Annotated in this window: 26 protein-coding genes; 13 read left to right on the top strand and 13 right to left on the bottom strand. The window is 68.3% G+C overall.

The annotated features are described in order from the left end of the window. The first annotated feature begins 8 nt into the window (after positions 1-8). The 5 genes from ACIO1C_RS31380 to ACIO1C_RS31360 all read left to right on the top strand — a co-directional run bounded on the left by ACIO1C_RS31380 (position 9) and on the right by ACIO1C_RS31360 (position 6204). Positions 9-530 carry a YbjN domain-containing protein gene (locus ACIO1C_RS31380; RefSeq protein ID WP_401869882.1) on the top strand — a complete coding sequence of 174 codons (522 nt, stop codon included), beginning with the start codon at positions 9-11 and terminating at the stop codon, positions 528-530. A gap of 112 nt (positions 531-642) precedes the next feature. Further along, positions 643-2349: a glycosyl hydrolase family 28-related protein gene (locus ACIO1C_RS31375; protein ID WP_401869879.1), complete on the top strand. Its 1707-nt coding sequence runs from the start codon at positions 643-645 to the stop codon at positions 2347-2349. Positions 2350-2636: 287 nt separating this feature from the next. Next, the gene (locus ACIO1C_RS31370; RefSeq protein WP_401870095.1) at positions 2637-4163 is read left to right on the top strand and encodes an MFS transporter; all 1527 of its coding nucleotides are present in this window, start codon (positions 2637-2639) and stop codon (positions 4161-4163) included. A 68-nt stretch (positions 4164-4231) separates the two neighbouring features. Next, positions 4232-4843 carry a helix-turn-helix domain-containing protein gene (locus tag ACIO1C_RS31365; RefSeq protein WP_401869876.1) on the top strand — a complete coding sequence of 204 codons (612 nt, stop codon included), beginning with the start codon at positions 4232-4234 and terminating at the stop codon, positions 4841-4843. Further along, positions 4840-6204 carry an MFS transporter gene (locus tag ACIO1C_RS31360; RefSeq protein ID WP_401869874.1) on the top strand — a complete coding sequence of 455 codons (1365 nt, stop codon included), beginning with the start codon at positions 4840-4842 and terminating at the stop codon, positions 6202-6204. Before ACIO1C_RS31365 ends, ACIO1C_RS31360 begins: the two co-directional genes overlap by 4 nt. Before the next feature lie 110 nt (positions 6205-6314). On the opposite strand, the gene ACIO1C_RS31355 is transcribed toward ACIO1C_RS31360, so the two are convergent. After that, positions 6315-7094 carry a polysaccharide lyase family 7 protein gene (locus tag ACIO1C_RS31355; RefSeq protein WP_401869871.1) on the bottom strand — a complete coding sequence of 260 codons (780 nt, stop codon included), beginning with the start codon at positions 7092-7094 and terminating at the stop codon, positions 6315-6317. 900 nt (positions 7095-7994) lie between these two features. Between ACIO1C_RS31355 and ACIO1C_RS31350 the strand changes: the two genes are divergently transcribed. Next, positions 7995-8480 carry a pyridoxamine 5'-phosphate oxidase family protein gene (locus ACIO1C_RS31350; protein WP_401869869.1) on the top strand — a complete coding sequence of 162 codons (486 nt, stop codon included), beginning with the start codon at positions 7995-7997 and terminating at the stop codon, positions 8478-8480. Positions 8481-8884: 404 nt separating this feature from the next. On the opposite strand, the gene ACIO1C_RS31345 is transcribed toward ACIO1C_RS31350, so the two are convergent. Next, complete coding sequence (locus ACIO1C_RS31345) at positions 8885-10054, bottom strand: epoxide hydrolase family protein (RefSeq protein WP_401869867.1); 1170 nt, start codon at positions 10052-10054, stop codon at positions 8885-8887. Positions 10055-10115: 61 nt separating this feature from the next. On the opposite strand from ACIO1C_RS31345, the gene ACIO1C_RS31340 reads away from it, so the two are divergent. After that, on the top strand, positions 10116-10706 hold the full coding sequence (locus tag ACIO1C_RS31340; RefSeq protein ID WP_401869864.1) for a CGNR zinc finger domain-containing protein: 591 nt from the start codon (positions 10116-10118) through the stop codon (positions 10704-10706). A 36-nt stretch (positions 10707-10742) separates the two neighbouring features. Here the strand turns inward: ACIO1C_RS31340 and ACIO1C_RS31335 are convergent, their stop codons facing one another. From ACIO1C_RS31335 to ACIO1C_RS31325, 3 genes are all read right to left on the bottom strand, one after another. Then, positions 10743-12434, bottom strand: a complete 1692-nt coding sequence (locus tag ACIO1C_RS31335) for an alpha-amylase family protein (RefSeq protein WP_401869862.1) — start codon at positions 12432-12434, stop codon at positions 10743-10745. Beyond that, positions 12431-13465, bottom strand: coding sequence for a TIGR03885 family FMN-dependent LLM class oxidoreductase (locus tag ACIO1C_RS31330; RefSeq protein WP_401869859.1), 1035 nt, complete (start codon positions 13463-13465; stop codon positions 12431-12433). The genes ACIO1C_RS31335 and ACIO1C_RS31330 overlap by 4 nt, the downstream gene beginning before the upstream one ends. A 125-nt stretch (positions 13466-13590) precedes the next feature. Continuing rightward, entirely contained in the window at positions 13591-14613 is a 1023-nt protein-coding gene (locus tag ACIO1C_RS31325) for an aldo/keto reductase (protein WP_401869857.1), read from the bottom strand. Between the two features lie 141 nt (positions 14614-14754). Between ACIO1C_RS31325 and ACIO1C_RS31320 the strand changes: the two genes are divergently transcribed. Continuing rightward, positions 14755-15390 (top strand): TetR/AcrR family transcriptional regulator, encoded by a 636-nt coding sequence (locus ACIO1C_RS31320; protein ID WP_401869855.1) that lies wholly within the window; start codon positions 14755-14757, stop codon positions 15388-15390. Positions 15391-15654: 264 nt separating this feature from the next. On the opposite strand, the gene ACIO1C_RS31315 is transcribed toward ACIO1C_RS31320, so the two are convergent. Both ACIO1C_RS31315 and ACIO1C_RS31310 read right to left on the bottom strand, forming a co-directional pair. Next, the gene (locus ACIO1C_RS31315) at positions 15655-16323 is read right to left on the bottom strand and encodes a class I SAM-dependent DNA methyltransferase (RefSeq protein WP_401869852.1); all 669 of its coding nucleotides are present in this window, start codon (positions 16321-16323) and stop codon (positions 15655-15657) included. A gap of 155 nt (positions 16324-16478) precedes the next feature. After that, complete coding sequence (locus ACIO1C_RS31310; RefSeq protein ID WP_401869849.1) at positions 16479-16919, bottom strand: hypothetical protein; 441 nt, start codon at positions 16917-16919, stop codon at positions 16479-16481. A gap of 242 nt (positions 16920-17161) precedes the next feature. Between ACIO1C_RS31310 and ACIO1C_RS31305 the strand changes: the two genes are divergently transcribed. Next, positions 17162-18421, top strand: coding sequence for a helix-turn-helix domain-containing protein (locus ACIO1C_RS31305; protein ID WP_401870092.1), 1260 nt, complete (start codon positions 17162-17164; stop codon positions 18419-18421). A gap of 498 nt (positions 18422-18919) precedes the next feature. Here the strand turns inward: ACIO1C_RS31305 and ACIO1C_RS31300 are convergent, their stop codons facing one another. The 3 genes from ACIO1C_RS31300 to ACIO1C_RS31290 all read right to left on the bottom strand — a co-directional run bounded on the left by ACIO1C_RS31300 (position 18920) and on the right by ACIO1C_RS31290 (position 20663). Beyond that, positions 18920-19381, bottom strand: coding sequence for a hypothetical protein (locus ACIO1C_RS31300; RefSeq protein WP_401869846.1), 462 nt, complete (start codon positions 19379-19381; stop codon positions 18920-18922). Between the two features lie 218 nt (positions 19382-19599). Next, a complete protein-coding gene (locus ACIO1C_RS31295; protein ID WP_401869843.1) occupies positions 19600-19797 on the bottom strand; it encodes a DUF397 domain-containing protein in 198 nt (65 codons plus the stop codon). A gap of 11 nt (positions 19798-19808) precedes the next feature. Continuing rightward, positions 19809-20663: a helix-turn-helix domain-containing protein gene (locus ACIO1C_RS31290; RefSeq protein ID WP_401869840.1), complete on the bottom strand. Its 855-nt coding sequence runs from the start codon at positions 20661-20663 to the stop codon at positions 19809-19811. Positions 20664-20942: 279 nt separating this feature from the next. On the opposite strand from ACIO1C_RS31290, the gene ACIO1C_RS31285 reads away from it, so the two are divergent. Both ACIO1C_RS31285 and ACIO1C_RS31280 read left to right on the top strand, forming a co-directional pair. Beyond that, the gene (locus ACIO1C_RS31285; RefSeq protein ID WP_401869838.1) at positions 20943-21341 is read left to right on the top strand and encodes an ATP-binding protein; all 399 of its coding nucleotides are present in this window, start codon (positions 20943-20945) and stop codon (positions 21339-21341) included. Continuing rightward, a complete protein-coding gene (locus ACIO1C_RS31280) occupies positions 21338-21487 on the top strand; it encodes a hypothetical protein (protein ID WP_401869835.1) in 150 nt (49 codons plus the stop codon). The genes ACIO1C_RS31285 and ACIO1C_RS31280 overlap by 4 nt, the downstream gene beginning before the upstream one ends. A 152-nt stretch (positions 21488-21639) precedes the next feature. On the opposite strand, the gene ACIO1C_RS31275 is transcribed toward ACIO1C_RS31280, so the two are convergent. Further along, positions 21640-23013, bottom strand: coding sequence for an MDR family MFS transporter (locus tag ACIO1C_RS31275; RefSeq protein WP_401869833.1), 1374 nt, complete (start codon positions 23011-23013; stop codon positions 21640-21642). Positions 23014-23210: 197 nt separating this feature from the next. Here ACIO1C_RS31275 and ACIO1C_RS31270 point away from each other — a divergent pair, with 197 nt between their 5' ends. Further along, on the top strand, positions 23211-23972 hold the full coding sequence (locus tag ACIO1C_RS31270; protein WP_401869830.1) for a phosphoglyceromutase: 762 nt from the start codon (positions 23211-23213) through the stop codon (positions 23970-23972). Between the two features lie 84 nt (positions 23973-24056). On the opposite strand, the gene ACIO1C_RS31265 is transcribed toward ACIO1C_RS31270, so the two are convergent. Both ACIO1C_RS31265 and ACIO1C_RS31260 read right to left on the bottom strand, forming a co-directional pair. Further along, positions 24057-24200: a hypothetical protein gene (locus tag ACIO1C_RS31265; RefSeq protein WP_401869828.1), complete on the bottom strand. Its 144-nt coding sequence runs from the start codon at positions 24198-24200 to the stop codon at positions 24057-24059. 1606 nt (positions 24201-25806) lie between these two features. Next, positions 25807-26178 (bottom strand): hypothetical protein, encoded by a 372-nt coding sequence (locus ACIO1C_RS31260; RefSeq protein ID WP_401869826.1) that lies wholly within the window; start codon positions 26176-26178, stop codon positions 25807-25809. Positions 26179-26309: 131 nt separating this feature from the next. Here ACIO1C_RS31260 and ACIO1C_RS31255 point away from each other — a divergent pair, with 131 nt between their 5' ends. Continuing rightward, positions 26310-26834, top strand: a complete 525-nt coding sequence (locus ACIO1C_RS31255; protein WP_401869823.1) for a ferredoxin — start codon at positions 26310-26312, stop codon at positions 26832-26834. The last annotated feature ends 3 nt before the right edge of the window (positions 26835-26837 follow it).

Raw genomic sequence — 26837 nt, 5'->3', positions numbered from 1 at the left:
TTCGCACCATGGCTGACGCACCGCGGACCCCGTCCGAGAACCACGCCTCCCAGGTCATCGAGCGGCTGCTCGGAGGCGCGGACCTGACGTGGGAGAGCCCCGGGCCCGGGACGTACGTCGTCACCCTCCCCGGCACCCGCAAGCTCTCCACCACCTGCTCCCTGCGCGTCGGCCGGCACGCCCTCTCCGTCAACGCCTTCGTGATCCGGCACCCCGACGAGAACGACGAGGCGGTCCACCGCTGGCTGCTGGAGCGCAATCTCAAGCTGTACGGGGTGAGTTACGCGATCGACAGCCTCGGCGACATCTACCTGGCCGGGAAGATCCCGCTCGCGGCGGTCACCGAGGAGGAGATCGACCGGCTGCTCGGATCGGTCCTGGAGGCGGCGGACGGCTCGTTCAACACCCTGCTCGAACTGGGTTTCGCGAGCGCGATCCGCAAGGAGTACGCGTGGCGGGTGTCGCGGGGGGAGCCCACCCGGAACCTGGACGCGTTCACACACCTGACCGAGCGGCAGAAGCAAGCGTGAGCAAGCACCAGCAACTGCCTTCCTGACCCTTCCCTGCCGTCGCGACGCCGTGTCATGCTCACAACTCCATGTGTACACCTGAACATCGTTCATGTATGTGGAGGCTGATTCCATGAAGGACGGTCAGGCCGGCCAGGACGGTCAAGGCGCCCTCGGCAGAAGGGCGCTGCTCAGGAGCGCCATCGTCGTCGCCGCCGGAGTCACGGCGACCGGCGCCGGCCTCGGTACCGCGGCGGCCGGTGAGCGCAGGCCGCCCGCGCCCAACACATCCCCCCTCTGGCGGGAGTTCACCCGGTCGCCGTACACCCACCCGCAGATCCCGTACGTCGGGAAGGCCGGCCGCCGCGCCGGCGCCACCCGCTTCCCCCGCCTCCCCGTCGTGGCCGACGTGAAGAAGTACGGCGCCCGGGGCGACGGCTCCGTGGACGACGCCCCCGCGATCAACCGTGCCCTCGCCGCTGCCGGAGCGCGTGGCGGGGGCACGGTCACCATCCCGCCCGGCACGTACCGCATCGACGACGTCATCCGGATCGGCCACAGCGACGTGGTCCTGCGCGGCGCGGGCAGCGGCCGTACCAAGCTCCTCGCGACCCGGAACCTGACCGAGATCATCGGCACGTACGGCAGCCGGTACGGCGGCGACAAGTCCAGCTGGTCCTGGGCCGGCGGCCTCATCTGGCTCTGCCCGCAGGAGCGTTGGGCCTCCCTCACCACCGCGATCAAGGCGCGGGACTGGCCCTTCGAGGGCTGGACCGGCAACGAGCGCGACGAGTGGCGCCCCCTCACCGCGCTCGCCCCCGCCCGGCGCGGCGACCGGACGGTGACCGTCGAGGACGCCTCGGCCCTCGAACGCGGACAGCTGGTCCTGCTCCAACTCGCCGACGACACCGACCACTCGCTCCTCCAGCACATGGCGGGCGGCGGACCGGGACCGGCGGCCTACGACTGGCCCGCGATGACCAAGCTGACGTCGTACGTGCCGTACGAATGGCCGGTGCGGATCGTCTCCGTACGCGGCCACAAGGTCACCCTGGAAAGGCCGTTGCCGCTCGACGTACGCCCCGAGTGGGACCCGAAGTTCACCACCCTCGTCACCCCGCCCACCAACTCCGGTGTGGAGGGCCTGACTTTGGAGGCCGTCGAGACCCCGCAGTCCCCGCACCTGCTCGACAAGGGCTACAACGGCGTGACGTTCCAGTGCGCTTACGACTGCTGGGCCGACGACATCGTCGTACGCCACGTCGACAACGGCTTCGGCCTGGTCGCCGCGTCGGCGTGCACCCTGCGCCGTACGCGCGTCGCGGGGCGCGGCTCCCACCACCCGTACTTCTGCCGCGAGGGTTCGCACGACAACCTGGTCGAGGACTTCGTGATCGAGCGGCGTACGGTCCCGGTGCCGACGGGCACGCAGCTGCACGGCATCAACACAGAAGGGCTGTCCAGCTACAACGTCTGGTCGCGCGGCCTGATGGAGATGGGCACCTTCGACACGCATCGCGGGATGCCCTTCGCGAGCGTACGGACCGAGATCACGGTCGAGAACAACGGCCGGCACGGCGGCGACGCGATCGCGGGCCCGCTGTACGGGGCGCGCTTCGCGCACTGGAACGTCACCGTCACCAACGGGCGGGCGGGCCTGGTCAAGATCGACGAGATCGCGCCGTACAGCGTGACGGCGGGGATCAGCGAGGTGCGGGAGTTCGACCAGATCGACGTACCGGACTTCACGGGCGAGCTGCACGCGCGGCTGGAGGCGTACGGGAAGCCGGGGGAGCTGGGGCCGCGCAATTTGTACGAGGCGCAGCGGGCCTTGGGGTGATGGATTTACCGGCCCATCAGGCACTTTCCTGAGGCGCGACGTAACGAGGACGCGCCGGGCGGCCCGCACGCACGCGCGTGACGGGCCGCCGCGGGCAAGATTCACGCATGAGCGACAAAGAGGATATCTCGCCACCTGGCATGGGCGCGGGCACGGGCGGTGCGGGCTCAGACGCGGGCTCCGGTACGGGCTCAGGCGCGGGCTCCGGTACGGCCTCCAGCACAGGCCACGGACCCGGCGGTGGCCCCGCCCCCGGCACCCCCCACCAGACCCTCGCCCTGGCCGCGATGCTCTTCGCCGTCTCGATGACGTTCATCGACCAGACGATCGTGGCCATCGCCGCGCCCGACATCATCCACGAACTGGGGCTCACGGCCTCCGGCATGCAGTGGGTGATCAACGCCTATCTGCTCACCCTCGCCGCGTTCTTCGCCCTCGGCGGCCGGCTCGCCGACATCTTCGGCCACCGCCGGATCATGGTGATCGGCACCCTCGTCTTCGTGATCTCCTCCATCCTCTGCGGCGCCGTCCCCAAGGGGGACTTCGCGGAGGAGTGGCTGATCATCTTCCGCGCCACCCAGGGCACGGGCGCGGCGCTGCTCTTCCCCGCCGCCCTCGCCGTGGTCATCACGGTCTTCCCGGTGGAGCGGCGGGGCCGGGCCCTCGCGGTGTTCTTCGGCCTGTCGGGCGGCCTCACCGCCATCGGCCCGATCCTCGGCGGCGCGCTCACCGACTGGACGTGGCGGGCGATCTTCTGGATCAACGTCCCGGTCGCCGTGATCGCCCTCGCCCTGGCGGCGCGCGCCCACATCCCCCGTACCGGCCGCAGGGAACCCCTCGACGTGCCGGGCGCGGTGCTGGTCGCGGCCGGCATGGGGCTGAGCGTGGTGGGTCTCCAGCAGGCGGCCACGTGGGGCTGGGGTTCGGGCGCGACGTGGGGCTGCATCGTGGGCGGGCTGGCGATCCTGGTGGTGTTCTGCCTCTACCAGCTGCGGATCCCCGACCCGCTCGTCAAGCTCCAGGTCTTCAAGGACCGGGCCTTCACCGTCGACGCGGTGGTGCTGTTCTTCGCGATGATCGCGTTTGTCCCGGTCTTCTTCTTCGCGTCCGTGTACGCGCAGGTCTCGCTGAGCGCCTCACCCAACCAGGCCGGCCTCTACCTCCTCTACTTCTTCATCGGCTTCGCCCTCGCCTCCCAGTGGGGCGGCCGGATCCTGGACCACCGGGGCGCGCGCCCGGCGATCAAGATCGGGACGCTGCTGGGCACGGTCGGATTCGCCCTGTGGGCAAGCAAGCTGACCGACCTGTCGATGCACGACCAGTGGCCGTACGTAGCCCTCGCCGGCGCCGGTATCGGCTTCCTGCTCTCCCCGGCGTCGACCGACGCGGTGAACCGCTCGATCGGCGCGTCGTACGGCGAGGTCACCGGCGTACTCCAGACCCTGCGCAACTACGCGGCCAGCGTGGGCCTGGCGGTGTTCGGCACGATCCTCACGCACGTCACGACGGACCGCGTCGCCGACACCCTCCAGGCGCGGGGGGTCTCGCACGACACCGCGCACACCGCGGGCCACACCATCGCGGAATCCGTCACGGGCGCCGCCGACTCCCGCACACCGGCGGGCACCGGCCCGGCCGCACAGGCGGCGCGGGACTCGATCGGCGCGATCAGGATGGACTTCGCGGAGGCGAACAGGGTGGTGTTCTACGGGATGGCGGGGGCGCTGGCGGTGGCGTTCGTGTGCGCGCTGTTCCATCCGGGGACGCGGGTGACGGGGGAGGAAGGACCGGCGTCCAAGAGCAAGGATCTCTAGGCCTCTTCCCCAAAGAAATTCTGCAAAAATACTTTTGCAGAGTGCCTGTGCCGCTCTACGCTCGCCGCATGGTCAGCGACGAGCAGAGACGGGTCCTCGACCCCGAACAGGACGCGGCGGCCCTCAAGGCCCTCACCCACCCCCTCCGGATCCGGCTCCTCGGCCTGCTGCGGCAGGACGGCCCGGCCACGGCGAGCGAACTCGCGGTCAAGACGGGGGAGTCGTCCGCCTCCACCAGCTACCACCTGCGGGTCCTCGCGAAGTACGACTTCGTCGCGGAGGCCGCGCACCGTGACGGGCGGGAGCGGCGCTGGCAGGCGGTGCACTCCGTGACCTCGTGGAACAACAGGGCGATGACAGCGTCCCCGGACAGCCGCGCCTTCGTCAACTTCTCGCGCAGGCGCCAGATCGAGCACTTGGAAGCGTCGGTCGACCGGCACGAGGCGGACATCGCGGAGGGGCGGCTGGGCGAGGAGTGGCTGGAGCCGTCGGGCCTGGTGGACCTGATGCCCCGTCTGACGCCCCAAGCGGCGGGCGAGTTGTGGGAGGTGTTCCATCGCACGCTGGACGAGCTGGCCGCCCGCGACGAGGGGGACCCGCGCGCCGAACAAGTCGTCCTGGTGATGGCGGCGCTGCCGCTGGCGGCGAGGGTGGAGGGGGAGGAGGGGGAAGCGCCGTGACGGACCCCCGTACACCCGCGCCCTTCACGTCCTCCACGCCCCACACACCTTTCCCGCCCCTCTCACCCCACACCGCCCGCCGCCGCTTCGTCACCGTCTCGGTGCTCTACTGGCTGCCGGTGGGCCTGACCATCGCCCCGCTGATCCTCCTCTTCACCGAGCGCGGCATGGCCCTCACCGCCATCGCGGGCTTCTTCGCCGCGCACTCCCTCACGGCCGCCGCCCTCGAACTGCCCACCGGCGGGCTGTCCGACGTCATCGGCCGCCGTACGGTCCTGGCCGCCGCCGGCCTGCTGGGTCTGGCCGCCTTCACCCTGCAAGGGCTGGGCACCACCGCGTGGGTGCTCGCGCTCGGCATGGCCCTGATGGGCGCGGGCCGCGCGCTGTCGAGCGGACCGGCCGAGGCCTGGTACGTCGACACCGTCCAGGCGCACTCAGGCCCCGACGCGGAACTCCGTAACGGCCTCGCCCGCGCCGGTACGGCGACCTCCGCCGCGCTCGCCGCCGGCACGCTCCTCGGCGGCGGCCTGCCGTGGCTGCTCGGGCTGGGCCCCGACCTCGGGGCGAGGCTGAGCGAGGCCACCTCGGGCCTCGTACTCCCGCTCTCCGTACCGCCGTTGCTGGCCGCCGTCCTGGAGATCGTCTTTGTGCTGTACGTCCTGACGGCCCTGCCGGAACCACCCCGGCCACGCGCCACCCTCCGCGCCGTCCTGCGCGGCATACCTGTCACGGTCGTGGACGGGCTGCGGCTGGGCGGCAGGGACTCCGTGGTCCGGCGGATCCTCCTGAGCGCAGGGGCGGCGGGCGCCGCGCTGGCCGTACTCGAACTGCTCACCCCCGGCCGGGCCGCCGACCTGACCGGCGCGGCGGATTCGGGCGCGGTGGTCTTCGCTGGCCTGGCCTGCGCCGGCTTCGTCTGCTCGGCCCTGGGCAACCACCTCGCCCCGCTCGCGGCCCGCTTGGCGGGCGGCGGCGAACGCGCGGTCCTGCTGAGCCTCGGATCCGGCGCGGTGGGACTGCTCCTGCTGGGGGTCACGGCGACGGGCGCGGGGCCGGTGCCGCTGGTGGGCGGGGCGATCGGTTTTGGCCTGGTCTACCTGGGGCTGGGCGCGGCGGGCCCGAACGAGAACGACCTGCTGCACCGCCGCGTCACCGGCGCGGGCCGCGCCACCGCGCTGTCGGTCCAGTCGCTGGCGCTGCAACTGGTCGCGGCGGTGACGGGTTTGGTGATCAGCACGCTGCCGACGGGTCCGGCGGCGTGGTGGGTGGGGGGCGGGGTGCTGCTGGGGGGAGGACTGCTGTGGGCGGGCGCGTCGCGCCCGGCACCGATCATGCCGAAGGTCCCAGAAGCAGCAAAGTGAAGAGAGGGACCCCAAAGGCCCGACACCCGGTGAATCTGCCACCGGGCGCCGGGCCTTTCGGGCCTTTCGGCCGCCGGGCGGGGGAGCGCCCGGCGGGGGAGGGCGGTCGGTCAGCCGTGGGAGACCGTCAGCCCGTAGAAGGCGACGCGGGCACCCTTGGTGGTGCTGTCGGAGGACGACTGGTTGTACGAGCCGGCCTTGAAGTACTGCTTGTACGGCTTGAAGGACGACGGGATCGCGTAGTGCGTCGTGCTGCCGTTGACCGTCAGGTCGATCGTGTTGCCGCCGGAGACGGCGATCGTGTACGTCCACGTCTTGCCGATCGACACGTGGCCCACGGTGTGGGGGGTCTGGCCGCCGTCCGGAGAGTTCTCGATACCGGCGACGATGTCCCCGCTCGACCGGTAGTACAGCTCGACGAGCGGCTTGGTGGACGTACCGCCCGAGCCGAGGTGGATCTGCCCGACGGCGACGTTCGAGGTGACCGACACGACGCGCAGGGTCGCGCTCAGCTTGTGGCTGCCGCTGAGGGACCAGTCGGCGGCGCTGCCGTTGGAGTTCATCTCACGCAGCTCGGAACGGGCGTAGTTGGAGTTGGGCGTGGTGACACCCTTCTCCGGCGCCCAGAACGTCATCGCGCCGTCGCGGGTGTCGGTGTAGAAGTACGAGTCCTGATAGCCGTTGGCGCCCTGGAGACGGGACGACGAGATGGTGGTCGGCGAACCGGGCGAACCCACCGGCTCCTGGAGCTGCCACACCGACAGGTTGAAGTTGCCACCGGGCGCGACGGCCGGGTTGGCGGCGCTGGCGCTGCCACTGCCCAGGATGCTGATCGTGGCGGCGACACCGGCGGCGGTGGCCAGCGCGAGGAGTCGGGAACGTAGCTTCATCGGGGGATCCTTCAGCACTCGAAGTGGTGGGGGGATGAAGGCGTCGCGGTAGGAGGTAGGTCAGGTCTAGTCCAATGCACGACCAGATGTAAATAACACGACCCAGTTGGTCGGTCAATGGTCTTCTATAGGTAAAGAGTTCATCGCCGCAGGTGAGGGGTGCGGGGCCAACAGGAAGCAAAACCCAATCATGGGAGAGGGCGAAGGCCAGGACCAAGAGGTACTCCGGTGCGACGCGGCCGAGTTGGTCGGCGTGGGGCCGCCCCTTGCTGTTGAGTGTCGCGGGTCCGGTCCGGGCGTCAAGGGCGCTCCTGCGGAGCGTCGGCTTCGCCGATTGCGCTTCGCTTCACCCTTGACCCCCGGCCCGGACCCGCAAGGGAAGGCTGGGGGGGGGCGGCCCGGGGGAAGGTCCCCCGGGGGGCTTGTTTGTTCCCGGGGTTTCGCGCCGGGCTGCGGCTCCCGGCGGGGTATTGCGCACGACTTGAATGGGGCGGTCGGTCTTGGTTCGGCGGCTGGCGGCCGTCCGTTGGCCGGTGCGCAAGCACCGTGTCTGTGGTGAGTGGGTGGTGGGGCAGATGCGGCGGGGGGAGGCGGCCCGTCGGGCCTGTTTGGGTGGGTTGTGTGCTCTGAGAGCCCGTTAACGAAACACAGGACACAAGACAGGGTGGGAAAGGCCCGCAGGAGGCCTCAAAGCCTGGGCAAATGGGGCATATTGCCTGTTGGGGTGGGGGTGGGCGGTCTCGGCGGTCGGCCACCTAGCCACCGGCCCGCACGCACGCACCACACCCGAGCCGCGTGGGTGGTGGGGCAGATGTGGACGCAAGTTGCTCCCCCTCGGTCGGGGGGAGTAGGTCCTTCGGCTCAGGCGCGCTTCGCGTCTGCTGGTTAGCGTCGGGTCTCATGGAAACCACGGGAATCGTTCGTCGTCAGACGGCGGAGCGGGTGCGGGACGTGCTGGGGCGGCTCGTTGCCGAGCGGGATGTGTGGGTGTCGACCGGTCACCCTGATCACGGGCCGCATCAGGTGCCGTTGTGGTTCCTGTGGGATGGGCGAGCGGTGTGGATGTGCACCAGCGCCACTTCCGCGACTGCTCGGAACATCCGCACAGAGCCGCGCGTGCGTCTGGCGCTGGCGGACACCTTCGACGTGGTGCTCCTCCAGGGTGAAGCAGAGTGCTTCCCGGACGAAGACGTACCCGGAAGTGCGGCGGAGGCGTTCGCCGGCAAGTTCGGGTGGGATCCGCGCGTGGAGGAGGATTCCTTTCTGTATGTACGTGTGGTCCCGAGGACTGTGCGCGCTTGGCGCGGCGAGCCGGAACTACGCGGGAGAGTCATCATGCGCGACGGAACGTGGCTGGAACAGCCGCCGTCCGTCGACGGTGAATGAGGCTCCGCCTGGCCCCGCTGCTGACCACGGATCTCAGACACGGTGCTTGTACGCCGGCAAACGGACGGCCGTCCAGCCGCCGAACCAGCCCGCCACCGCCCCATTCAAGTGGGGCGCAAAACCCCGCCGAAAGCCGGGGCCCGCGATGAAACCCCAACAACAAACAAGCCCCCCGGGGGACCTCCCCCGGGCCGCCCCCCTCTGCCTTCACTTGCGGTTTCGGGGCGGGGGTCAAGGGTGGAACGCAGTGGAATCGGCGAAGCCGACGCGACGTAGGAGCGCCCTTGACGCCCGCCCCGAAACCGCGACACTCAACCGCAAGGGGCGGCCCCACGTCGATCAAAACAACCCGGCCGCCCCCGACTACCCCTCGGTCCGAACCCGCGCCGGAAGACCTCCCCCACCTACCCCACCTCCCCCACCTCCCCAAAGAACGCCGCGATGTCCCCCGCCAGCAGTTCCGGTTCCTCCTGGGCCGGGAAATGGCCGCCTCGCGGCAGGTGCGTATACCGGGTCAGGTGGTATTTGCGCTCCACGAACGCGCGCGGTGCGACCACGCCCAGGTCCGCCGGGAACAGCGCCAGTGCCGTCGGCACTTCCACACGCTCCAGCTTGGGTACGAGGCCCTGGCCTCGCTCGTAGTAGGGCGTGAACGAGGTCGAGATCGTGTTGGTGAACCAGTACAGCGACGCTTGCGTCAGCAGGTAGTCGTCGCTGAATCGGGTGGAGAGGTCTCCGCCGCAGTCGCTCCAGGCCCGGTACTTCTCCAGCATCCACGCGAGCAAGCCCGACGGTGAGTCGCTCAGGCCCTGGGCCAGGGTGAGCGGGCGAGTCCGCTGCTGGTGGGCGAATGCGCCCTCCTCCTGGCCCCAGGCTCCGAAGGCAGCCAGGTACGCGCGCTCCTCGTCCGTCAGTTCCGCGCCCGGGTCGGGGGGTGTGGTCACCACGTCCAGGAGGTGGATGCCGACCACCGACTCGGGGTGTGCCTGGGCCAGCAGCGCGGTGATCCCCGCGCCGAGATCGCCGCCGTGTGCGCCGTACCGTTCAAAGCCCAGTTCGTCGTGCATGAGCCGGTGCCACAGTTCGTGCGTGAGGGGCGGCGGGTCCAGGCTCGGGAACTTGGGGGAGAAGGTGAACCCGGGGATCGACGGCACGATCACCGTGAACGCGTCCTGCGGGTCACCGCCGTACCGCGACGGTGTCGAGAGCCGTTGTGCCAGTTCGACCAGCTCGTAGAACGTGCTCGGCCAGCCATTCGTCAGGACCAGCGGCAGCGCTCCCTCCCGCTCCCCGTCGAAGCGCAAGTAGTGCACGCGCGTGCCGTCCACATCGGCGAACCGCGACGGCAGCGCGTTGATGGCGGCCTCGTACCGGCGCCAGTCGTAGCCCGAAGCCCAGTAGTCGACCAGCCGCCTCAGCTCCCCCGCGTCGGTGCCCGCCTGCCAGTCGGCGACCGGCCACGGCTTAGCCCACCTCGTCCCGCGCAGGCGGGCTCGCAGGTCGGCGAGGTCGGCGTCCGACACCTTCAGCAGGGGATCGGCATCTGTTTTTGGGGTCTTCTGTGAGTTCGACACCCTTAAAAGCTATAGCTGGTGTCGATGGTCGTCAACACCGGCTTTCCGTTACAGTGGTGTCGTGGATGATGTCGTCGTAGATCTGGGTGTGGTCGAGCAGTTCCTCAACACGCTCGACCGGAGGACCTTCAGCTGGCACGGGGAGAATTTTGTCCCCAGCGACGCGCTGACCTCGGTCGAGGACCTGTCCGCCTGGCTGGAGAAGCGCGGTCTGGCCACCGCGGGGTTGGAACTCCGCCCGTCCGACCTCGCCGCCGCCGTCGCGCTGCGCGGTGCTCTGCGAGAAGCACTCACCGACGGCGGCAACGGCTACGGCTACGGCGAGGGCGGCGGCTACGGCGAGGGCGACAGCGACGGTACGGCGGTCGCGCAGGCCCTCGCCGCCTTCCCCCTGCGCCTGGCGCCCGACCCGACCAGCGGCCGGCTGCGCATCGCCGCCGCCAGCGGCGTGGCCGGCCTCGACGCCATCGTCGAGACGGTGGCGTCGAGCGTGGCCGGCGGCGGCTGGAACCGTATGAAACTGTGCTCCTCGGCGGACTGCCGCCGGGCCTTCTACGACACCTCACGCAACGGCGGCGGCCGCTGGTGCACGATGAAGGCGTGCGGCAACCGGAACAAGACACGCGCCTACCGCAGCCGCCAAGCGGGCTGAAACCCTGCCGCCCCCGTCAACCGTCAACCGTCACCCTCAGTCCGCCGTAGCCCGCGCCGGGTCGTCCAGCGGCGTGCTCACCCGCAGCCACCGGTAGCCGTACGGTTCCAGCTCGACCCTGACCTTCCCGTCCTCCTCCCCCACCGTGACGTCGTCCTCCCCGAGCAGATCGGTGAGGAGTGTCCCGGCCGCCAGGCGCGACGCCTCGGTCACCACCTTCACCCGGCGGTCCGCGAAGTTGTGCAGGGCCAGGACGGCCCCATCCCCGGTGGTCGCGAGATGGGCCAGGACCGCGTCGTCGCCCGCCGGGAGTATCTCGTGGGCGCCCCAAGCCAGTTCGGGGCTCTCGCGGTAGCACTCCACCAGCCGTCGCAGGCAGGAGAGTTGGGAGCCCGGGTCCTGACGCTGGTCGTGCACATTGACCTTCGCCGGCCCGAACTCCCCCTCCACCAGCGGGTTGGGGTAGTCGGCGGGGTCCGCGGTGGAGAAGCCGGCCGTGTCGTCCGCCGTCCACTGCATGGGGGTACGGACCGCCTGGCGGCCCTCGGCGGCGAGGTTCTCGCCCATGCCGATCTCCTCACCGTAGAAGAGGACCGGCGTGCCGGGGAGGGTGAAGAGCAGGCTGTACGCCAACTCCGTACGGCGGCGGTCGCCGTCGACCATCGGCGGGAGCCTGCGGCGCAGACCCCGGTCGTACAGCTGCATGTCCTTCTCGGGCCCGAACGCGGCGAAGACCTCGGCCCGTTCGTCGTCGGAGAGCTTGTCGAGGGTCAGTTCGTCGTGGTTGCGGACGAACGTCGCCCAGTGGGCGTCCCTCGGCGGCTCAGGACGGTCCCGCAGTGCTCGCGCCAGTGGCGTCGCGTCGCCGCGCGCCATCGACAGGTACATCTGCTGCATGCCGATGAAGTCGAAGCACATGGTGAGTTCGTCGCCGCGCGAGGTGCCCGGCTCACCGAAGAAGCGCGCGGTGTCCTCGTACGGCAGGTTCACCTCGCCCAGCAGGATCGACTCCCCGTCCCGGCGGCCCAGGAAGGCCCGCAGGTCGGCGAGGTACTCGTGCGGGTCGGGCAGTTCGTCGGGCTGTCCGTCCGTCTCCAGCAGGAACGGCACGGCGTCCACCCGGAAGCCGGACAGGCCGAGTTGGGTCCAGAAGCCCATGATGCGGGCTATCTCGTCCCGTACCTCCGGATTGGCGACGTTGAGGTCCGGCTGCTGCTTGTAGAAGCGGTGCATGTAGTACTGCTCGGTGCCCTCGTCGTACTCCCAGACGCTCGTCTCGGCGTCCGGGAAGACGACGTCGTGCGGGCCGTCCTCCGGGGGCTCGTCCCGCCAGACGTACCAGTCGCGGTGCTCCGCGTCCCGGCTCGACCGGGCGTCCTCGAACCAAGGGTGGTGCTCCGAGGTGTGGTTGACGACCAGGTCGGCGATGACCCGGATGCCGCGGTCGCGCGCGGTGCGGACGAACTCGGTGAAGTCCCCGAGCGTGCCGAGCCTCGGGTCCACCCCATAGAAGTCGGTGATGTCGTAGCCGTCGTCGCGCTCGCGCGTCGGGTAGAACGGCATGAGCCAGACACAGGTCACCCCGAGCCGGTCCAAGTGGTCGATGCGTTGGGTGAGTCCGGCGAAGTCGCCGCAGCCGTCGCCGTCGCTGTCCTGGTACGTCTCGACGTCCAGGCAGTACACGACCGCGTCCTTCCACCACACGTCCGAGGTACGGGTCAGCCTCATCGCGAAGCCTCCTTCAAGGCGCTCTCCGTGGTGGGTGCGTTGATCTCCGCGACCGCCGGCGGCGGCTCCGTGACATCCAGCCTCGGCAGCACCTTCGCGCCGAACGCGTCGATGAACGCCTCCTGTTCCCGGCCGACGTGGTGCAGCATCACCGCGTCGAATCCGAGGTCGGCGTACTCCTGGAGCCAGGCGGCGTGTTGGCCGAGGTCCGCGGAGATCCGTACCGAACGGGCTACCTGTTCGTCGCTCACGTGTTCGCTGACGACATCGAACAGTTCGGCGGTGTCCAGGTCCCAACTGGCGGGCGGGCCATGCACGTTCGTACGCCACTGGTCGTGGGCGAGCGCACGGGCCTCGTCGTCGGACGGAGCCCAGCTCAGGTGCGCCTGGAGGTACAGCGGTCCCGCTCCCCCGGCCGAGCGGTAGGCGTCGACGATGCGCCGCAGCTGCTCGTGCGGGGCGTTCACGGTGATCAGTCCGTCGGCCCAGTCCGCGCACCAGGCGGCGGTGGCCTCGCTGCACGCGGCGCCGAACAGGGGCGGGACGCTCGCGGGGCGGGTCCACAGCTTGGCCCGGTCCACGGTCACCAGCCCGTCGTGGCTCACCTCCTCGCCGCGCAGCAGGGCCCGGATGATGTCGACGCACTCGCGCAGGCGCGCGTTGCGCAGGTCCTTGCGGGGCCAACGGTCGCCGGTGATGTGCTCGTTGGAGGCTTCGCCACTGCCCAGCGCGGCCCAGAACCGGCCGGGGAACATCGCCCCGAGACTGCCGATGGCCTGGGCGATGACGGCGGGGTGATAGCGCTGGCCCGGGGCGTTGACGACGCCGAACGGTACGCGTCCGGTGGCCTGGAGGGCGGCGCCCAACCACGACCAGGCGAAGCCGGATTCACCCTGCCGGGCGCTCCAGGGGGAGAAGTGGTCCGAGCACATGGCGGCGGTGAAACCCGCCTCCTCCGCGTGCACCACTGCGGTCAACAGGTCGCCGGGTGGCACCTGTTCGTGCGAGGCGTGAAATCCGTAGACGGTCATACGACGCGGGTACCCGCGTCCCGGAGAGTAGTCGAGCGGCAGCGCGGTGAGTTTTCCACCGCGTCGTCGTCACTGCCCGAGGTGCGCCCAACGTCGGCCGCAGCGGACTCAGTTGGATCCGAGTATCAGGCCGCCACCCGGTCGGTGAGGGAGCGGCGGCGCAGGGTGGCGGTTTCCAGGGCCGGCGGTGCGTACGCCTGGTCCAGTGCTCCGACATCCGTGCCCGGCGGGACGATGGTGTCGATCCGGTCCAGGATGTCGTCCGTGAGGGTGACGTCCAGGCCGGCCAGCAGGTCGTCCAGGTGGGCCATCGTGCGGGGGCCGATGATGGCGCTGGTGACGCCCGGGTGGGCGACGGCGAAGGCCGTGGCCAGGTGGGTCAGCGGCATGTCCGCCTCCTCGGCCAGGGAAATGAACTGTTCCACGACGTCGATGCGGCGCTCGTCGGTGAGGTGCTTGAAGAGGCCCGCGCGGCGCAGCCCGTTCTCCTGGTTCTTGCGGACGCGGCCGGTGAGCAGCCCCTGGGCGAGCGGCCCCCAGACCAGGGCGCCCATGCCGTACCTCTGCGCGACGGGCAGCACCTCGCGCTCGATGCCTCGGTTGAGGAGGGAGTACGGGGGCTGCTCGGTGCGGAAGCGTTCCAGGTTCCGGCGTTCCGCCACCCACTGCGCCTCGACGATGTCCGAGGCCGGGGTGTTGGAGGAGCCGATGGCGCGTACCTTTCCGCCGCGGATCAGGTCCGTGAGCGCGGAGAGGGTCTCCTCGACGTCGGTCGTGGGATCCACGCGGTGGATCTGGTAGAGGTCGATGTAGTCGGTCCGGAGCCGGCGCAGCGAGTTCTCGACCGCCGTGATGATCCAACGCCGCGACGCGCCCTGCTGGTTGGGGTCCGCGCCCATCGGGCGGCTCACCTTGGTGGTCAGTACGACGTGGTCGCGGCGCCCCTTGAGTGCCTTGCCGACCACTTCCTCGGAGTCGCCGTACGCGTCGGCGGTGTCGACGAAGTTGATGCCCGCGTCCAGCGCCTTGTGGATGACGCGGATCGAGTCCTCGTGGTCGGCGTTGCCGATGGTCGAGGCGAACATTAGGGTGCCGAGGGCGTACGGGCTGACCTTGATGCCGGTGCGGCCCAGCGTGCGGTATTGCATCGGAGACCCTCCTGGGTCGTGGAGGAGCACCGGCGGGTGTTCGGTGCCGGGTGCCCTACTCTGTAGCTAAACGGAAAGCCTTTCCAGAACAGAACTATACGGAAAGACTTTCCGGTTATGCAACCGGAGGGACCGAGGACTGTGAGCGAGAAGGCCGTACCCGAGAAGGCCGTACGTGAGAAGGCCGTACGTGAGAACCCCGCGCCGCCCCGCCGCATCCGCGCGGACGCGCAGCGCAACGTGGACGCCCTGATCAACGCCGCGAGGACCGTCTTCGACACGTCCGGCGTCGACGCGCCCGCCAAGGAGATCGGCGACCTGGCCGGCGTCGGCGTCGGGACCCTCTACCGGCACTTCCCGCTGCGGTCGGACCTGGTCAAGGCGGTGGTGGAGACCGGCATCGACGCGTGCGCGGCGGCGGGGCCGCGGCTCAGCGCCGTACACGAGCCGTGGGAGGCGCTGACGGAGTGGCTGCGCCGGTTCACCGAGTTCCTGGGTACGAAGCGAGGGCTGGCCCCGGCCCTCCACTCGGGCGATCCGGCCTACGCGGCCCTGCCCGGCTACTTCCTGGAGAAGGTCGGCCCCGCTCTCGCGGCTCTGCTGGACGCGGCGGCGGCGGCCGGAGTCGTACGGGACGACGTCAGCGCTCTCGACCTGATCCACGCCATCGCCAACCTGTGCGTGCCGGTGCCCGGTCAGGGACCCGAGTACAACCAACGCATGGTCGCGGTCCTCGTGGACGGTCTGCGCACCCCGTACCGGAGCTCAGCGCCCTGACTGGTCAGTCACGGCGGCTCCGGTCTTCTCCGCGGCGGGGGCTGGAGCGGGGGCTGGAGCGGGGGCGGCCTGCGGCCTGGGCCGGCCGGGCAGCAGCAGGCACAGCGGTACGGCGACGGCGGTGACAGCGGGGACTGCCACCGACCACCGACCGCCCAGTTTCACCGTGGACGCCGTCGTCCAGCGGGCCGGTAGGACGTCCTGGATACGGTGTTGCTGCCACTGGTGTGCTGACGATTGGGACGATCGGCGCGCTGACGCCGACTACGCGGGGGTACGGGCCCGCACCATCAGGGTGCCGACGTTCACCGGGTCCGGCGCGGCGAGCACTTCGGCGTTGATGTCGCGGAAGCCATGGCGTTTGAGGAGGTCGGCCCACCATTCGGGGGTGTAGGACCACCGCAGGAGGGTGAGCTTGCGCCCGGCGAGGCCATTGCCGTACATGGGTTGGGGGCCGTAGTAGCCGTGGATCGCCTCGGCCTGGGAGAACGCCAGACAACCGCCCGGCGAAAGGCGCTTGGCGATCAGCGGAATCAGATCGTCGGGATCGGTGAACCACACAGCTCCCCAGATCGAGAAGATGGCGTCGTAAGTAGCCTCGGTCCGGGTGAGGTAGTCACACGCCTCACCCTCGACAAGGGTGAGCCCCGGAATACCACCCCACCACCGCCGAGCCCGCGCGACCTGCACGGCCGAAAAGTCCACCGCCGTGACACTGATTCCCTCACGGGCGAGGTGAACGGCTTCCTTCCCCTCGGCAGACCCCAGCTCCAGCACGGTCCGGGGACTCCCCATGAACTCCCGCCCCGGCCCATGCCCTTCGTACTGGGTCCACTCAAAAGCACCGGCTGCGGGAGCGGCCTGTTCACCTTCCCCACGGTGCGGCTTGTAGGAGTCCCAGTACTCAGGCAGGTTGGTCGACGCGCGGGGCATGAATCTCCTCGAAAGACGGTGACCATCAAGCTGGACACCGTACCTACGACGGCCTCACGCACAGATCGGGATCACACATTTTCATCCCCATGAGAACTGCCCCGGCCCAGCAGCCAGACTCGCCACCGGACCGGCTCACAGGCGCGATTCACCGGTCAGTGACAGTTCTCCCCGGGCCGGCACGGACCACATTTCGCGTAGTCCCGCTCCCACAGCTTCCAGTCGACCGCAAATCCGTTCTCGGCGATGATCTGTGCGGTGCGCTCGACGGATCCGTCGAACTTGAAGTCGATCTCCGGGATGTGCTCCAGGAACCGACCGTCGAAGTGCGCAGCGCACCACTCGCGATAGTTCCTCGTGTCCAGGATGAAGACGTGCACCGCGGTGTCGACCAGTCGGCCGCAGCACATCTCCAAGCCTTGGCCCCACTTGTCGATGGCGGTGATCAGGTACGAGACGGCCGCGCCGAACAAGCGCTCGGCCATCACCTCGTCGAAGGGATGGTCCCGCATGAGGAGCTGGATCTCACGGTCCCAGACCTCGGGTTTCACATAGTCCCGCGGATCTCGGACGCGGGTCCCAACTGCTGTCGTCATGCTGTCCTCCGGATGTCAGGGCCCCGCCGTTCGGAGCGGGACCGCACTGCCCATACGAAACCGCGACAAGCCCGCCACCAGTGATCGGTTGTCCCGGTGCGCATGCCGGTTGCAGATGATGCACACACCGTGTACAGCCTGTGCTCGGGCCTTTACCGTGAGATAGAGGACCCGTCCCGGCACGTCGACACGTCGGAGGCCCGGTGAGCATCGATCCGCTGTGGAGTTCCAGCCAAGTTCGTATGCTCATGGACCGTCAGGACGCCGGCGGCCTGGTGCGTGTGGGTCGGGAAGTGCGCGGATGGCGGCAGGCGGACCTCGGGGCCCGTATCGGCTGTTCCGCATCCACAGTCTCCCGTCTGGAGACCCGGGCGCGGCATGCGGACCTCACTCTCCTGCGGCACGCCGCCGGTGAGGTGGGCGTGCCACCACACGTTCTGGTGGCGTCTCTCGGGTTAGGCGCGTCGAGCCTCCCTCCACCTACTACTGTTGCGCCGGACAGGCCACGCTGCGCCCAGGAGGACCCGATGCGCCGCCGCACACTGCTCGCCGCCGCCGGTCTCACCGCCCCGACCACGCTCCTGAGCTGCCTGGACGACGCGCTGGCAGCCACGCCGGATCCCACCGGGTCAACCATCCCACTGGACAGGCGGCTGGCAGCTGCGCGCTCCCGCTTCGACGCCGGACAGAACGCCGTCCTCCTCAAGGCACTACCAAGCCTGCTGGCCGACGCACATCACGCCGCCCGTACGCGCCAGGAAATCCCGCTCAGCCGTCTGTCCGCGACTTACAGTCTCGCCGCGCAGGTCCTGACAAAAGTCGGCCGGTACGACCGGTCACGGCTGACTGCCGACCGGGCCACCCTGTACGCGGAGTGGTCCGGCTCCCCTCTCGCAGCAGCCGCCGCCGCGCGCGAACTCAGCGCCGTACTGCGCCACCAGGGCCAGCCGAGCAACGCCCAACGCCACATCATGGGTGTTGTCTCCCTGGTCGAGGCCACCGGTCTGACAACCGACGCACAAGCGTCCGCCTACGTACAAATGCTCTGCACGACCTCTTACACGGCAGCAGTTGCCGGTGACCGCAACCAAGCGCTCGCCATGATCCAAGATGCCGCGCGAGCGGCGCGCGATCTCCCGGGCAAGCCTCCCGCCGGACGGCTCTTCCCCATCACCCCAGCCGCTGTCGACCTGTACGCCGTCGGTGTCCACTGGGCTCTCGGAGACGCCGGGGCCGCCATCGAAGCGGGCCGTGGTCTTCACCCAGGTCAGTTCAGGACGGCTGAGCGCAAAGGGCGCATGCATACTGATCTCGCCCGAGCGTGGTGGCAATGGGGAAAGCCCGAGCAGACAGCCTCCGAACTACTGTCCGCCGTACGTGTCGCGCCGGACGAAGTCCGCGACCGCCCCGCGATCCGACGTATGGTCACCGAACTACAGACACATCACGCCCGCGCAACGGGTGTACGCGAGCTGACCGCAGCCGTCAGCGCGAAAGCCTGACATCCGCCTGCGCCCGTCGCCATCGCTGGCCGTTCTTGTGTCCCCTGTTTCGTCGATTTGATCTGAGAGCACACAACCCGCAGAAACAGTCCTGTCGGCCGCTTCAGCAGTCGCATCTGCCCCACCACCCACTCAGCTCAGACACGGTGCTTGTGCGCTGGCCAACAGACGGCGTGGCAGCCGCCGAGACGGCTCGTCACCGCCCCATTCAAGTGGTGCGCAAAACCCCGTCGAAAGCGGCAGCCCGCGACGAAACCCCGACAACAGACTGGCCCCCGGGGGACCCTCCCCCGGGCCGCCCCCCCTCTGCCTGCACTTGCGGGTCCGGGCCGGGGGTCAAGGGTGGAGCGCAGCGTAATCGGCGTAGCCGACGCGACGTAGGAGCGCCCTTGACGCCCGGACCGGACCCGCGACAATCAACAACAGGGGCGGCCCCACCCGTCTCATTTGGTGCCGGGTGCCCCTGACTACCCCTCGGTCCGAACCCGCACCCGCCCCTCAACGACAAGCAAGACTCGGGCTCAACGGTACCAACCGCAGCCGCGGTTCCTCTGGCACGTCGAAGCGCAAGTAAGGGTGAACAGTCCACTCGATCCACTGCTCTTGGTGGCTGAGCGAGAAGCCGCAAGGCTCGTTGCGGTGCAGCGCGGCGATCGCTCCCAGGCATCCTCCGTCGTCGATCCAACTCAGCGCGCGCTGCCGCTCGATGCGAGGCAGAACGGACGCGAGGGAACGCACGGTCACGCGGATGTGGCGAATGGCCTCGGCGGGGTTGGTGGCTGAGTGCCGGGAGATCTGGGAAATGTCGTCGCCGTGCAGCGAGTTGTAGGTGATCTGCTCGCACCAGAACGCGCGGTGGCGGAGGGATGGTCGTGCATGGCGGGTACCTCCTGGCGTACCGGCGCGGGCCAGAGTTGACCCCTGCTCGCCGCCGGCATGAAGAACGGCGAGCAGGGGCAACCCTTGTGTCCTCTCCCCAACTACGCACGGGGGCAGGGAGAGTTGCGCAGGCTCCGGACAGGCCCCTGCCGAGGAGCCCGCCCGCAGTGACGACGCACAGCGACCGTAGCGTCACTAAGTGGAAGTTGACAAGTGTGTACCGGTGCAAGTTCAGGCGAATGCATATGCCAAGAGCCCCCCGCTGGGTGCGAGGGGCTCTTGTTGCGGGTGGGGGAGGGTCAGTTGGCGAAGTGGTCGAACTCCCCAGCCTTGACTCCCGCGATGAAGGCTGCAAATTTGGCCCGGCTGGTCGTCGCAACGACGTTCGGATCGTCACTCTCGCGCATTACGATCGCGCCTTCGCGTTCTCCAACCTCGACGCATTGTGCCCCCGCATCGGAGAACGAGGATTTCTGCCAGTTGATCTGTGCGCTCATGCCTCGGTGTCTCACAGTTCTCGTGCGATGTGATGGATGAAGCTGCGCGACTCAGCAGGCTCCAAAGAAGCCTGCTCGGCAAAGTCGAACAGCGTTCGGTGCTTCTCCAACTCTGCGACGGCATCGAGGAGACGGCCGTCGTACGTGTTGTCAATCTGAACCGTATCGAGCTGCGGCACGACGCCGCCCGCGTAGAGGACGGTCTGGGTCAGGTGGAAGAATTCCTCGCTGGTGAACGGGATGATCCGCAGCATGATGTCCGGCCGTTCCGACATCTGTATGAGGTGTTCGAGCTGCCGTCGGGCGACCTTCCGCCCGCCGACCCGCATGCGCAGCGCTGCCTCGTGGACAATCGCCTCGACGTCCGGAGGGCTGTCGCGGTCAAGGATCGACTGCCGTCGCATGCGGTGCTCCACCCGCGCCTGTACCTCGTTGGCGGGGAGTTTGGGGAGAGCGCTGTTGAAGAGCGCGTGGGCGTGGTCCTCCGTCTGGAGGATCCCGGGAAAAGTGACTGGTTGCAGATATCGCAGGTATGACGCGTGGTGTTCAAGTTCGGCAACGTTCAAGAAGCCGGGCAGAAGGACGCCGCGATATTCGTCCCACCAATACTGCCCACGATGCTCGCGCGTAATATCGCACAAAGCGTCGATCAATGCTGTGTCGCTGCAAGCGTAGAAGACGGCCAGCTTGCGAATCCGCTCCTCGCTGATGCCGATGCGGCCCGCTTCGATGTGGCTGATCCTGGCTTGGTCCGTCGAGAGCAGGCCGGCGGCCTCACGAGCGGTTTTGCCTGCGCGATCGCGCAGCTTCCGCAACTCCCCACCAAGGCGGGCCTGGCGGGCGGTCGGATTGTCCCTTGGTGGCATGTCACCTTCCCCTGTCTGCGCACAGTCTCGCGCCTAACGGTGCACGGGTCCACCGGCTATGGGCAAATCCGTGGAGCTACTTGTACCGGTGCATGTATTTACTCTATGGTCCAAGTAGTGCCACACGGCGGCCACCCACCACCCCAAGCGCACCCGCATCACCGCGCCTTGGTGCGTCCCGCCGCCCTGACGTTGGGAGACCAGAAGATGACCCTCACCACCACCCCGTTAGCGCCCTCACCCCCACCCACACAAGGCGGCGAAACCTACCGCCTGGCCGTGCCCAACACGGCCTCCGCGCCGAAGATCGCCCGCGACTTCGTCGGTTCTGTCCTCCTGGTCAGCAGGCACGACGTCCTGCTCGACGACGCGCAGTTGTGTGTGACCGAGGTGGTCACCAACGCGCACCGGCACACCTGCACCCAGCTCATCCGGGTCACCGTGACGATCAACCGCAAGCAGGTCACCGTGTCCGTCGCGGACGACAAGCCGTGGGCTCTCCCCGTACCTCAGAGGCCACACCCCACGTGTCCCCTCCCCGCGAACGAAAGGTCCTCCGGTCAGGGGCTGTTGCTCGTAGAGACGCTGGCGAACGCGTGGGGGGCCACCATCCACGGTGGTAGCTCGCCCACTACCAAGGCGGTCTGGTTCACCCTGACAAAGTCCGCTCCCGTATGACAGCGTCCGACGACTGCGGCCCGTACTGGGACTTCCTCTTCATAGCGGTGACGCTCGGGGTGACAGCCGCGGGCCTGGTCCTCTCACCGAAGCCGGAACGGGAGCAGGACCCCGCCCCGGAGGACCGACCGGATCCCCGTACGTGACCACTCGTACAACCAGTAATCAGCCCCACAGAAAGCAGAACACCGCGCCGACCCGGCCGAGGGGGTCGGGCGGCGCGGTGGGGCGGACGGTTGGTCAGGCCGTCCACCTCCGATCATCGAAAGAAATGTCGAAGGGCGCCAGTACTTGGCGACTAGTCGCCAAGCGAGGGGCTGATCGGCGACGGCACGACCACCGCCGGCACCACCGGCGACGATTCCTTTTCCCCGCTCTCCTCCACCCCAGCTCCCACAACCACCTCGCCCTGTCCCTCCCCCTCCCCTTTCTCTTCGCCCAACCCCCGCATCAGCAGCCAGTACCCCAACCCCGCCACCGTCCCCAGCACCGCACACGCGCCCCACAGCCACACCGCGCCGAAGTGGTCGATCACGAAGCCGCCCACCAAGGGGGCGACCAGGGCGGACGCGGCCCAGGACAACGTGTACATGCCCTGGTAGCGGCCTCGGCCGTGCACCGGGGAGAGCCGTACCACCAGGCCTGTCTGGGTGGGCGCGTTGACGATCTCGGCCATGCTCCAGACGCAGACGGTCAGGGCGTAGACGGCGATCGAGTCCGCGAAGGCCGTCAGGCCGAAGCCGTACCCCGCGAGCAGGGAGGACAGGATCAGCAGGCGCCGTGGGTCGCGGTGTTCGATGAAGCGGGTCACCGGGATCTGCATCACGACGATCAGGACGCCGTTGACGGCGATGGCCAGGCCGTAGTCGGCGCTGGTGAAACCGTCCGTGCCCATGGCCACGGGGAGGGCCACGTACCCCTGCATGAAGATGAGCGAGACGAGAAAAGACAGCCCGACGACGCTCATGAACCGCCCATCGCGCAGCACGGCCCCCATGCCGACATCCGGAACCACGGACTTCTCCGCAGCGCCCTCCTCCCGCACCTTCACCCGCTCGGGCCGGGACTCGGGCAGCTTCAGAAAGACGACCACCGCACAGGCAAACGTCAGCAGAGCCTCCCCGAGAAATCCGGCGAGGTAGCTGTACTCGGCTACGAAGCCGGCCCCGGCGGAGGAGATCGCGAAGCCGAGGTTGATCGCCCAGTAGTTGAGGGAGAAGGCCCGGACGCGGTCCTCGGGGCGGACGATGTCCGCCATCATCGCCTGGACGGCCGGCCGGGACGCGTTGGACGTCATCCCGACCAGGAACGCGACCCCCGCGATGGCCAGCGGATCGTGCATGAAGCCCAGCAGCGCGACCGACGCGGCTGTCGAGGTCTGCGCGATCAGCATCGTCGGCCGCCGCCCGAGCCGGTCGGTCATCACCCCGGCGACGAGCGAGGAGACCACTCCGCCGAGGCCGTGGAGGGAGACGACGAGTCCGGCGTACGAGGCCGAGTAGCCGCGGTCCATCGTGAGGTAGAGGGCCATGAAGGTGGCGACGAAGGCGCCGAGCCGGTTGACGAGGGTGCTCGTCCACAGCCACCAGAACTCCCGGGGCAGCCCCGAGACGCTCTCCCTGGTGGCACGCCTCAGACCGGACACGATCGCGGTGGGACCGGTGACAGGCATGAGACATCCCCCAGGGGCGGTGAAGCGGTAGGTGTTACGGCGGGTACGAGCGCGACCGTCCCCCCACCAGGTAAGCGTCTCATCACCGCTTGGCAACTTACAGACGCCCACCAACCGAACGCCACCCAATACCCGGCAGCATCCAAACCAAGACGGTCTCCGAACGCCCCTCCAGGCGGTCGATTAGGCTCTCCCACATGGCCGACGCACCGTACAAATTGATCCTCCTCCGCCACGGCGAGAGCGAATGGAACGCCAAGAACCTGTTCACCGGCTGGGTGGACGTCAACCTCACGGAGAAGGGCGAGAAGGAGGCGGTGCGCGGCGGTGAGCTGCTCAAGGACGCCGGCCTGCTGCCCGACGTACTGCACACCTCCCTCCAGAAGCGCGCCATCCGCACCGCCCAGCTCGCGCTGGAGTCGGCGGACCGCTCCTGGATCCCGGTACAGCGTTCCTGGCGCCTGAACGAACGCCACTACGGCGCGCTCCAGGGCAAGGACAAGGCGCAGACGCTCGCCGAGTTCGGCGAGGAGCAGTTCATGCTCTGGCGCCGCTCGTACGACACCCCGCCGCCGGCCCTGGAGGACGGCACGGAGTTCTCCCAGAGCGCCGACCCCCGCTACGCGACCATCCCGAGCGAACTCCGCCCGCGCACGGAGTGCCTCAAGGACGTGGTGGAGCGCATGCTCCCGTACTGGTACGACGGCATCGTCCCCGACCTCCTCACAGGCCGCACGGTCCTGGTCGCGGCCCACGGCAACAGCCTCCGCGGCCTGGTCAAGCACCTGGACGGAATCTCAGACGCCGACATCGCGAGCCTGAACATCCCCACAGGCATCCCCCTGGTTTACGACCTGGACGCGGACTTCCACCCGGTCAAGCCGGGGGGCACCTACCTGGACGCGGACGCGGCAGCGGCGGCGATCGAGGCGGTAAAGAACCAGGGCAAGAAGAAGTAACCTGGCACGATCAGGCCCCCTGCTTGCGGCTTCTCCGCAGGGCAGGGGGCTTTTCCTTGTACGGGGCCACCAGATTCGATGCCGTCAGAAGTGCACGTGAATGTCGAGCCGATCGCGGGTCTGTTGGATCGCAATCTCGGTGAGTGCGTCCGCCCGCAGCGTGAGTGCTCCATCTCCTGTGCCGATCAGAATGATCGCTAGATGGCGAGGATGGATGTCGACGCTCACGTTCGTCCGCGGGGCTAGGCAGTTTTTGCTGTGTTCCGGGTTTCACCGGATCTTGGGCCGGACGGAGAAGTGGCATTGGACGTGAACGCTGCCCTGGGCGGACGGGTTCTTTCATGCCCATGATCCCTTGGAATTGCGATTGGTCCTAAACTGGGGCGAGTGGTGGGGAGGCGGAGTGACTACGCGACATACGGTAGCTCGTGCACTATATAGCTCCCCGGTCGCACGGTATCTGCGACCCGCAGCTGGCCCGCTATTCCCAAAGCGCACCTGACTATCTCTTCACTCGGTCTCTTAATGCTTGCGCGATGAGACCTAGCAGGAACGTAACCGAAAATTTGATGAACACCCCTCAGAATGTGCTTATCCGAGCAGTTTGCTCGCCATGCGCAGTCCCGCACTTGTCAGGACTTGAGGTCCCGACTGTCCCGCTCCAGCCCTGTCGACGCCAGCGTCACCCGCATGCCGTTCAGCCGCTTGATCTCCGACAGGGACGTCGTGGCTGAGACGCCGTCCTCACAGCATTCGATGGCCCCGCGACCCCGACCTTCAAGATCATCACGGCTACTGGGCGATTTAACTGGTCGGTTCACAGGAGCGGGAACAGCAGGGAACCACGATGAAGAGGGGCGAGCTCGGCAATGCCATGGTCATTCGCCTAGGAAACACCGAGATCGCCCTCGAATGCGCGCAGCTTCCGAAGTTGCGGGCACTCGTCGCGATATCACGCCAGCGAATGGCCCCGCCAGCGCCGAGAGGCTCGACAGTCAAGGGTTTGGGGTACACGCAGTGAGCCAAGATGAGAGGTATGGGTAGCTGGGGGGATCTAGCAGGTCAGATAGCCAGTGCGCTCGTAGGGACGTTGGCCGGCGGAGGCATTGCGGTGTACGTAGCACGCTGGCAAACCGGTAGGGCAATCGAATCCCAAGTCCGTCTCGCGGCTTCTCAAGAAGCTGCCACCAGCGCGTTAGCCGGTCGACAGTGGGCGCAACAGCGCTCTGCCGAGGCTGCACAGCGGCTCTTGGAGCGCCTCGCAGAGCTGTACGCATGGCTGCCATCGCTACCAGACCTTGCGCAGGACGAACCGCGGTTGAGCCCGGAAGCTCGTGAGCGTTGCGCAGCGGCCCTCGACTCGGTCCGACGGGGCATGCAAACAGACCTTCTCTCCATCGGAGACGACCGTGTCCGTGCCCGGTACAGGGCCCTGGTGCGGCTGTGCTTCGATGTTGGGTATCGAGGCATCGGCCAAAGCCATCGTGAGCGGCAGATTCGCGACGCACGCGGGTACGTGCGTTATGTCCAGTTCACACTTGAGTCCGTGATCGACGGGAGCTATTTGCCGGATGACTGCGGGGCGCCAGTGCTTGAACGCAATGACACCGCTCCCTGGCTGCCGCCAGCGCTGCCCTGGCACTGGCAAGACCCAGCTGACGGCAGTTGAGTGAAGGCTGGCCACACCTAGTCGCGTGCTTCACGCTCCCGCCGTCCGGGCAACTGCTGTACTGCAGCTGAGCTACCTGCGGTTTTACTCGGGCAGCGGCCTTTTGGTGTGCACTTATTTCGTTCTTGGATCGCCGAGCGGAACGTCCTTTCAAGCTGATCAGGGTTATTTGGTGCCGGTTCTGGCCTTGTTCAGCATTTGGGCCATCAGTAGGGCGCCCCCGGCCGCTGCGCCCACCGCCCCCACGGCTAGGAAACTGCGGGAGGAGCGCCAGGATAGGACCGACCAGCGGGACTGGGCGGAGAACAGGGAGCCTGTGCTCAGCCATGAGCCCGTTGAGATCAGGGACAGGGATGAGCCGATCGAGCCTACCGACAGGGCGCTTCCGATCGAGCCGATCGACAGGGCCGACCCTACGGAACCCACGGACAGGACCGAGCCCACTGAGCCGATCGACAGGACCGAGTCCTTGGACCACAACGAGAGCACCGAACCGGAGAAGCCGGTGCGGGACGGCCGTACGGGCAGCTTTGTCATGAGGACATCTTGCCCGGTGCGTGCTCAGTGACATGGGTTGTCTGCGAATGGCGCGGGGCTTGGGGCTGGACCTTCAGCATCTCGTACGCCTGTCGGGCACGGTGATCGAATGGATGGACTAGCCTCGGCGGGTGACGCTCTACTTCGACCCCTTGGCCTCGGTGACGATCGCCTGGCATTTACCGGGCGTTGGAGAAGACCGGCTGTGGCTCAATGTTCCGGGGCCCTTCTACGATGGGGCGACGGACACCTGTTGGACGGGGCGGGTCTCGGCGCCTGACCATGTTCTTTACGGCGGCGAGTACCTCACCGAGTACGTCTACCGCCAGCCCAAGGCGCCAGCGGACACCGCTCTGCTGATCGAGGCGGCAGACCAGGACCCGCTCCTCGGATACGGCTGTGACGGCGATTCGCGATGGACACCGGAAGCGGTCCGGGAGTGGTGGAGCGAGCGCGGACGGGTGACGTGTTACCTGTCCGACAACCGGAGCGCCTGGGATGAGAGCGAGGTTAAGTGGGGGCAGGGCATAGGCGCCGCGCTCCGCGACTTCGAGTCCTATATTGCCGGCGGTCTGGCAACCGATCTTCGGATCTCCCTTTATTGGTTGGAGGAGCTACGGTCTCCCTCGCCCGATGACCGGTTGCCAGAGTTGTAGCAG

Source organism: Streptomyces sp. NPDC087420 (assembly GCF_044744165.1).
Lineage (GTDB): Bacteria > Actinomycetota > Actinomycetes > Streptomycetales > Streptomycetaceae > Streptomyces.
Note: the sequence above shows the minus strand (reverse complement) of the source record. Positions and strands in the feature narration are given on the sequence as shown.

Bases quoted from the DNA above. Each gene is read 5' to 3' on its own strand.
- ACIO1C_RS31380 (WP_401869882.1), top strand. From the start codon at position 9: ATGGCTGACGCACCGCGGACCCCGTCCGAGAACCACGCCTCCCAGGTC.
- ACIO1C_RS31375 (WP_401869879.1), top strand. From the start codon at position 643: ATGAAGGACGGTCAGGCCGGCCAGGACGGTCAAGGCGCCCTCGGCAGA.
- ACIO1C_RS31370 (WP_401870095.1), top strand. From the start codon at position 2,637: ATGCTCTTCGCCGTCTCGATGACGTTCATCGACCAGACGATCGTGGCC.
- ACIO1C_RS31365 (WP_401869876.1), top strand. From the start codon at position 4,232: ATGGTCAGCGACGAGCAGAGACGGGTCCTCGACCCCGAACAGGACGCG.
- ACIO1C_RS31355 (WP_401869871.1), bottom strand. From the start codon at position 7,094: ATGAAGCTACGTTCCCGACTCCTCGCGCTGGCCACCGCCGCCGGTGTC.
- ACIO1C_RS31350 (WP_401869869.1), top strand. From the start codon at position 7,995: ATGGAAACCACGGGAATCGTTCGTCGTCAGACGGCGGAGCGGGTGCGG.
- ACIO1C_RS31335 (WP_401869862.1), bottom strand. From the start codon at position 12,434: ATGAGGCTGACCCGTACCTCGGACGTGTGGTGGAAGGACGCGGTCGTG.
- ACIO1C_RS31330 (WP_401869859.1), bottom strand. From the start codon at position 13,465: ATGACCGTCTACGGATTTCACGCCTCGCACGAACAGGTGCCACCCGGC.
- ACIO1C_RS31325 (WP_401869857.1), bottom strand. From the start codon at position 14,613: ATGCAATACCGCACGCTGGGCCGCACCGGCATCAAGGTCAGCCCGTAC.
- ACIO1C_RS31315 (WP_401869852.1), bottom strand. From the start codon at position 16,323: ATGCCCCGCGCGTCGACCAACCTGCCTGAGTACTGGGACTCCTACAAG.
- ACIO1C_RS31310 (WP_401869849.1), bottom strand. From the start codon at position 16,919: ATGACGACAGCAGTTGGGACCCGCGTCCGAGATCCGCGGGACTATGTG.
- ACIO1C_RS31305 (WP_401870092.1), top strand. From the start codon at position 17,162: ATGCTCATGGACCGTCAGGACGCCGGCGGCCTGGTGCGTGTGGGTCGG.
- ACIO1C_RS31295 (WP_401869843.1), bottom strand. From the start codon at position 19,797: ATGAGCGCACAGATCAACTGGCAGAAATCCTCGTTCTCCGATGCGGGG.
- ACIO1C_RS31290 (WP_401869840.1), bottom strand. From the start codon at position 20,663: ATGCCACCAAGGGACAATCCGACCGCCCGCCAGGCCCGCCTTGGTGGG.
- ACIO1C_RS31280 (WP_401869835.1), top strand. From the start codon at position 21,338: ATGACAGCGTCCGACGACTGCGGCCCGTACTGGGACTTCCTCTTCATA.
- ACIO1C_RS31275 (WP_401869833.1), bottom strand. From the start codon at position 23,013: ATGCCTGTCACCGGTCCCACCGCGATCGTGTCCGGTCTGAGGCGTGCC.
- ACIO1C_RS31270 (WP_401869830.1), top strand. From the start codon at position 23,211: ATGGCCGACGCACCGTACAAATTGATCCTCCTCCGCCACGGCGAGAGC.
- ACIO1C_RS31260 (WP_401869826.1), bottom strand. From the start codon at position 26,178: ATGACAAAGCTGCCCGTACGGCCGTCCCGCACCGGCTTCTCCGGTTCG.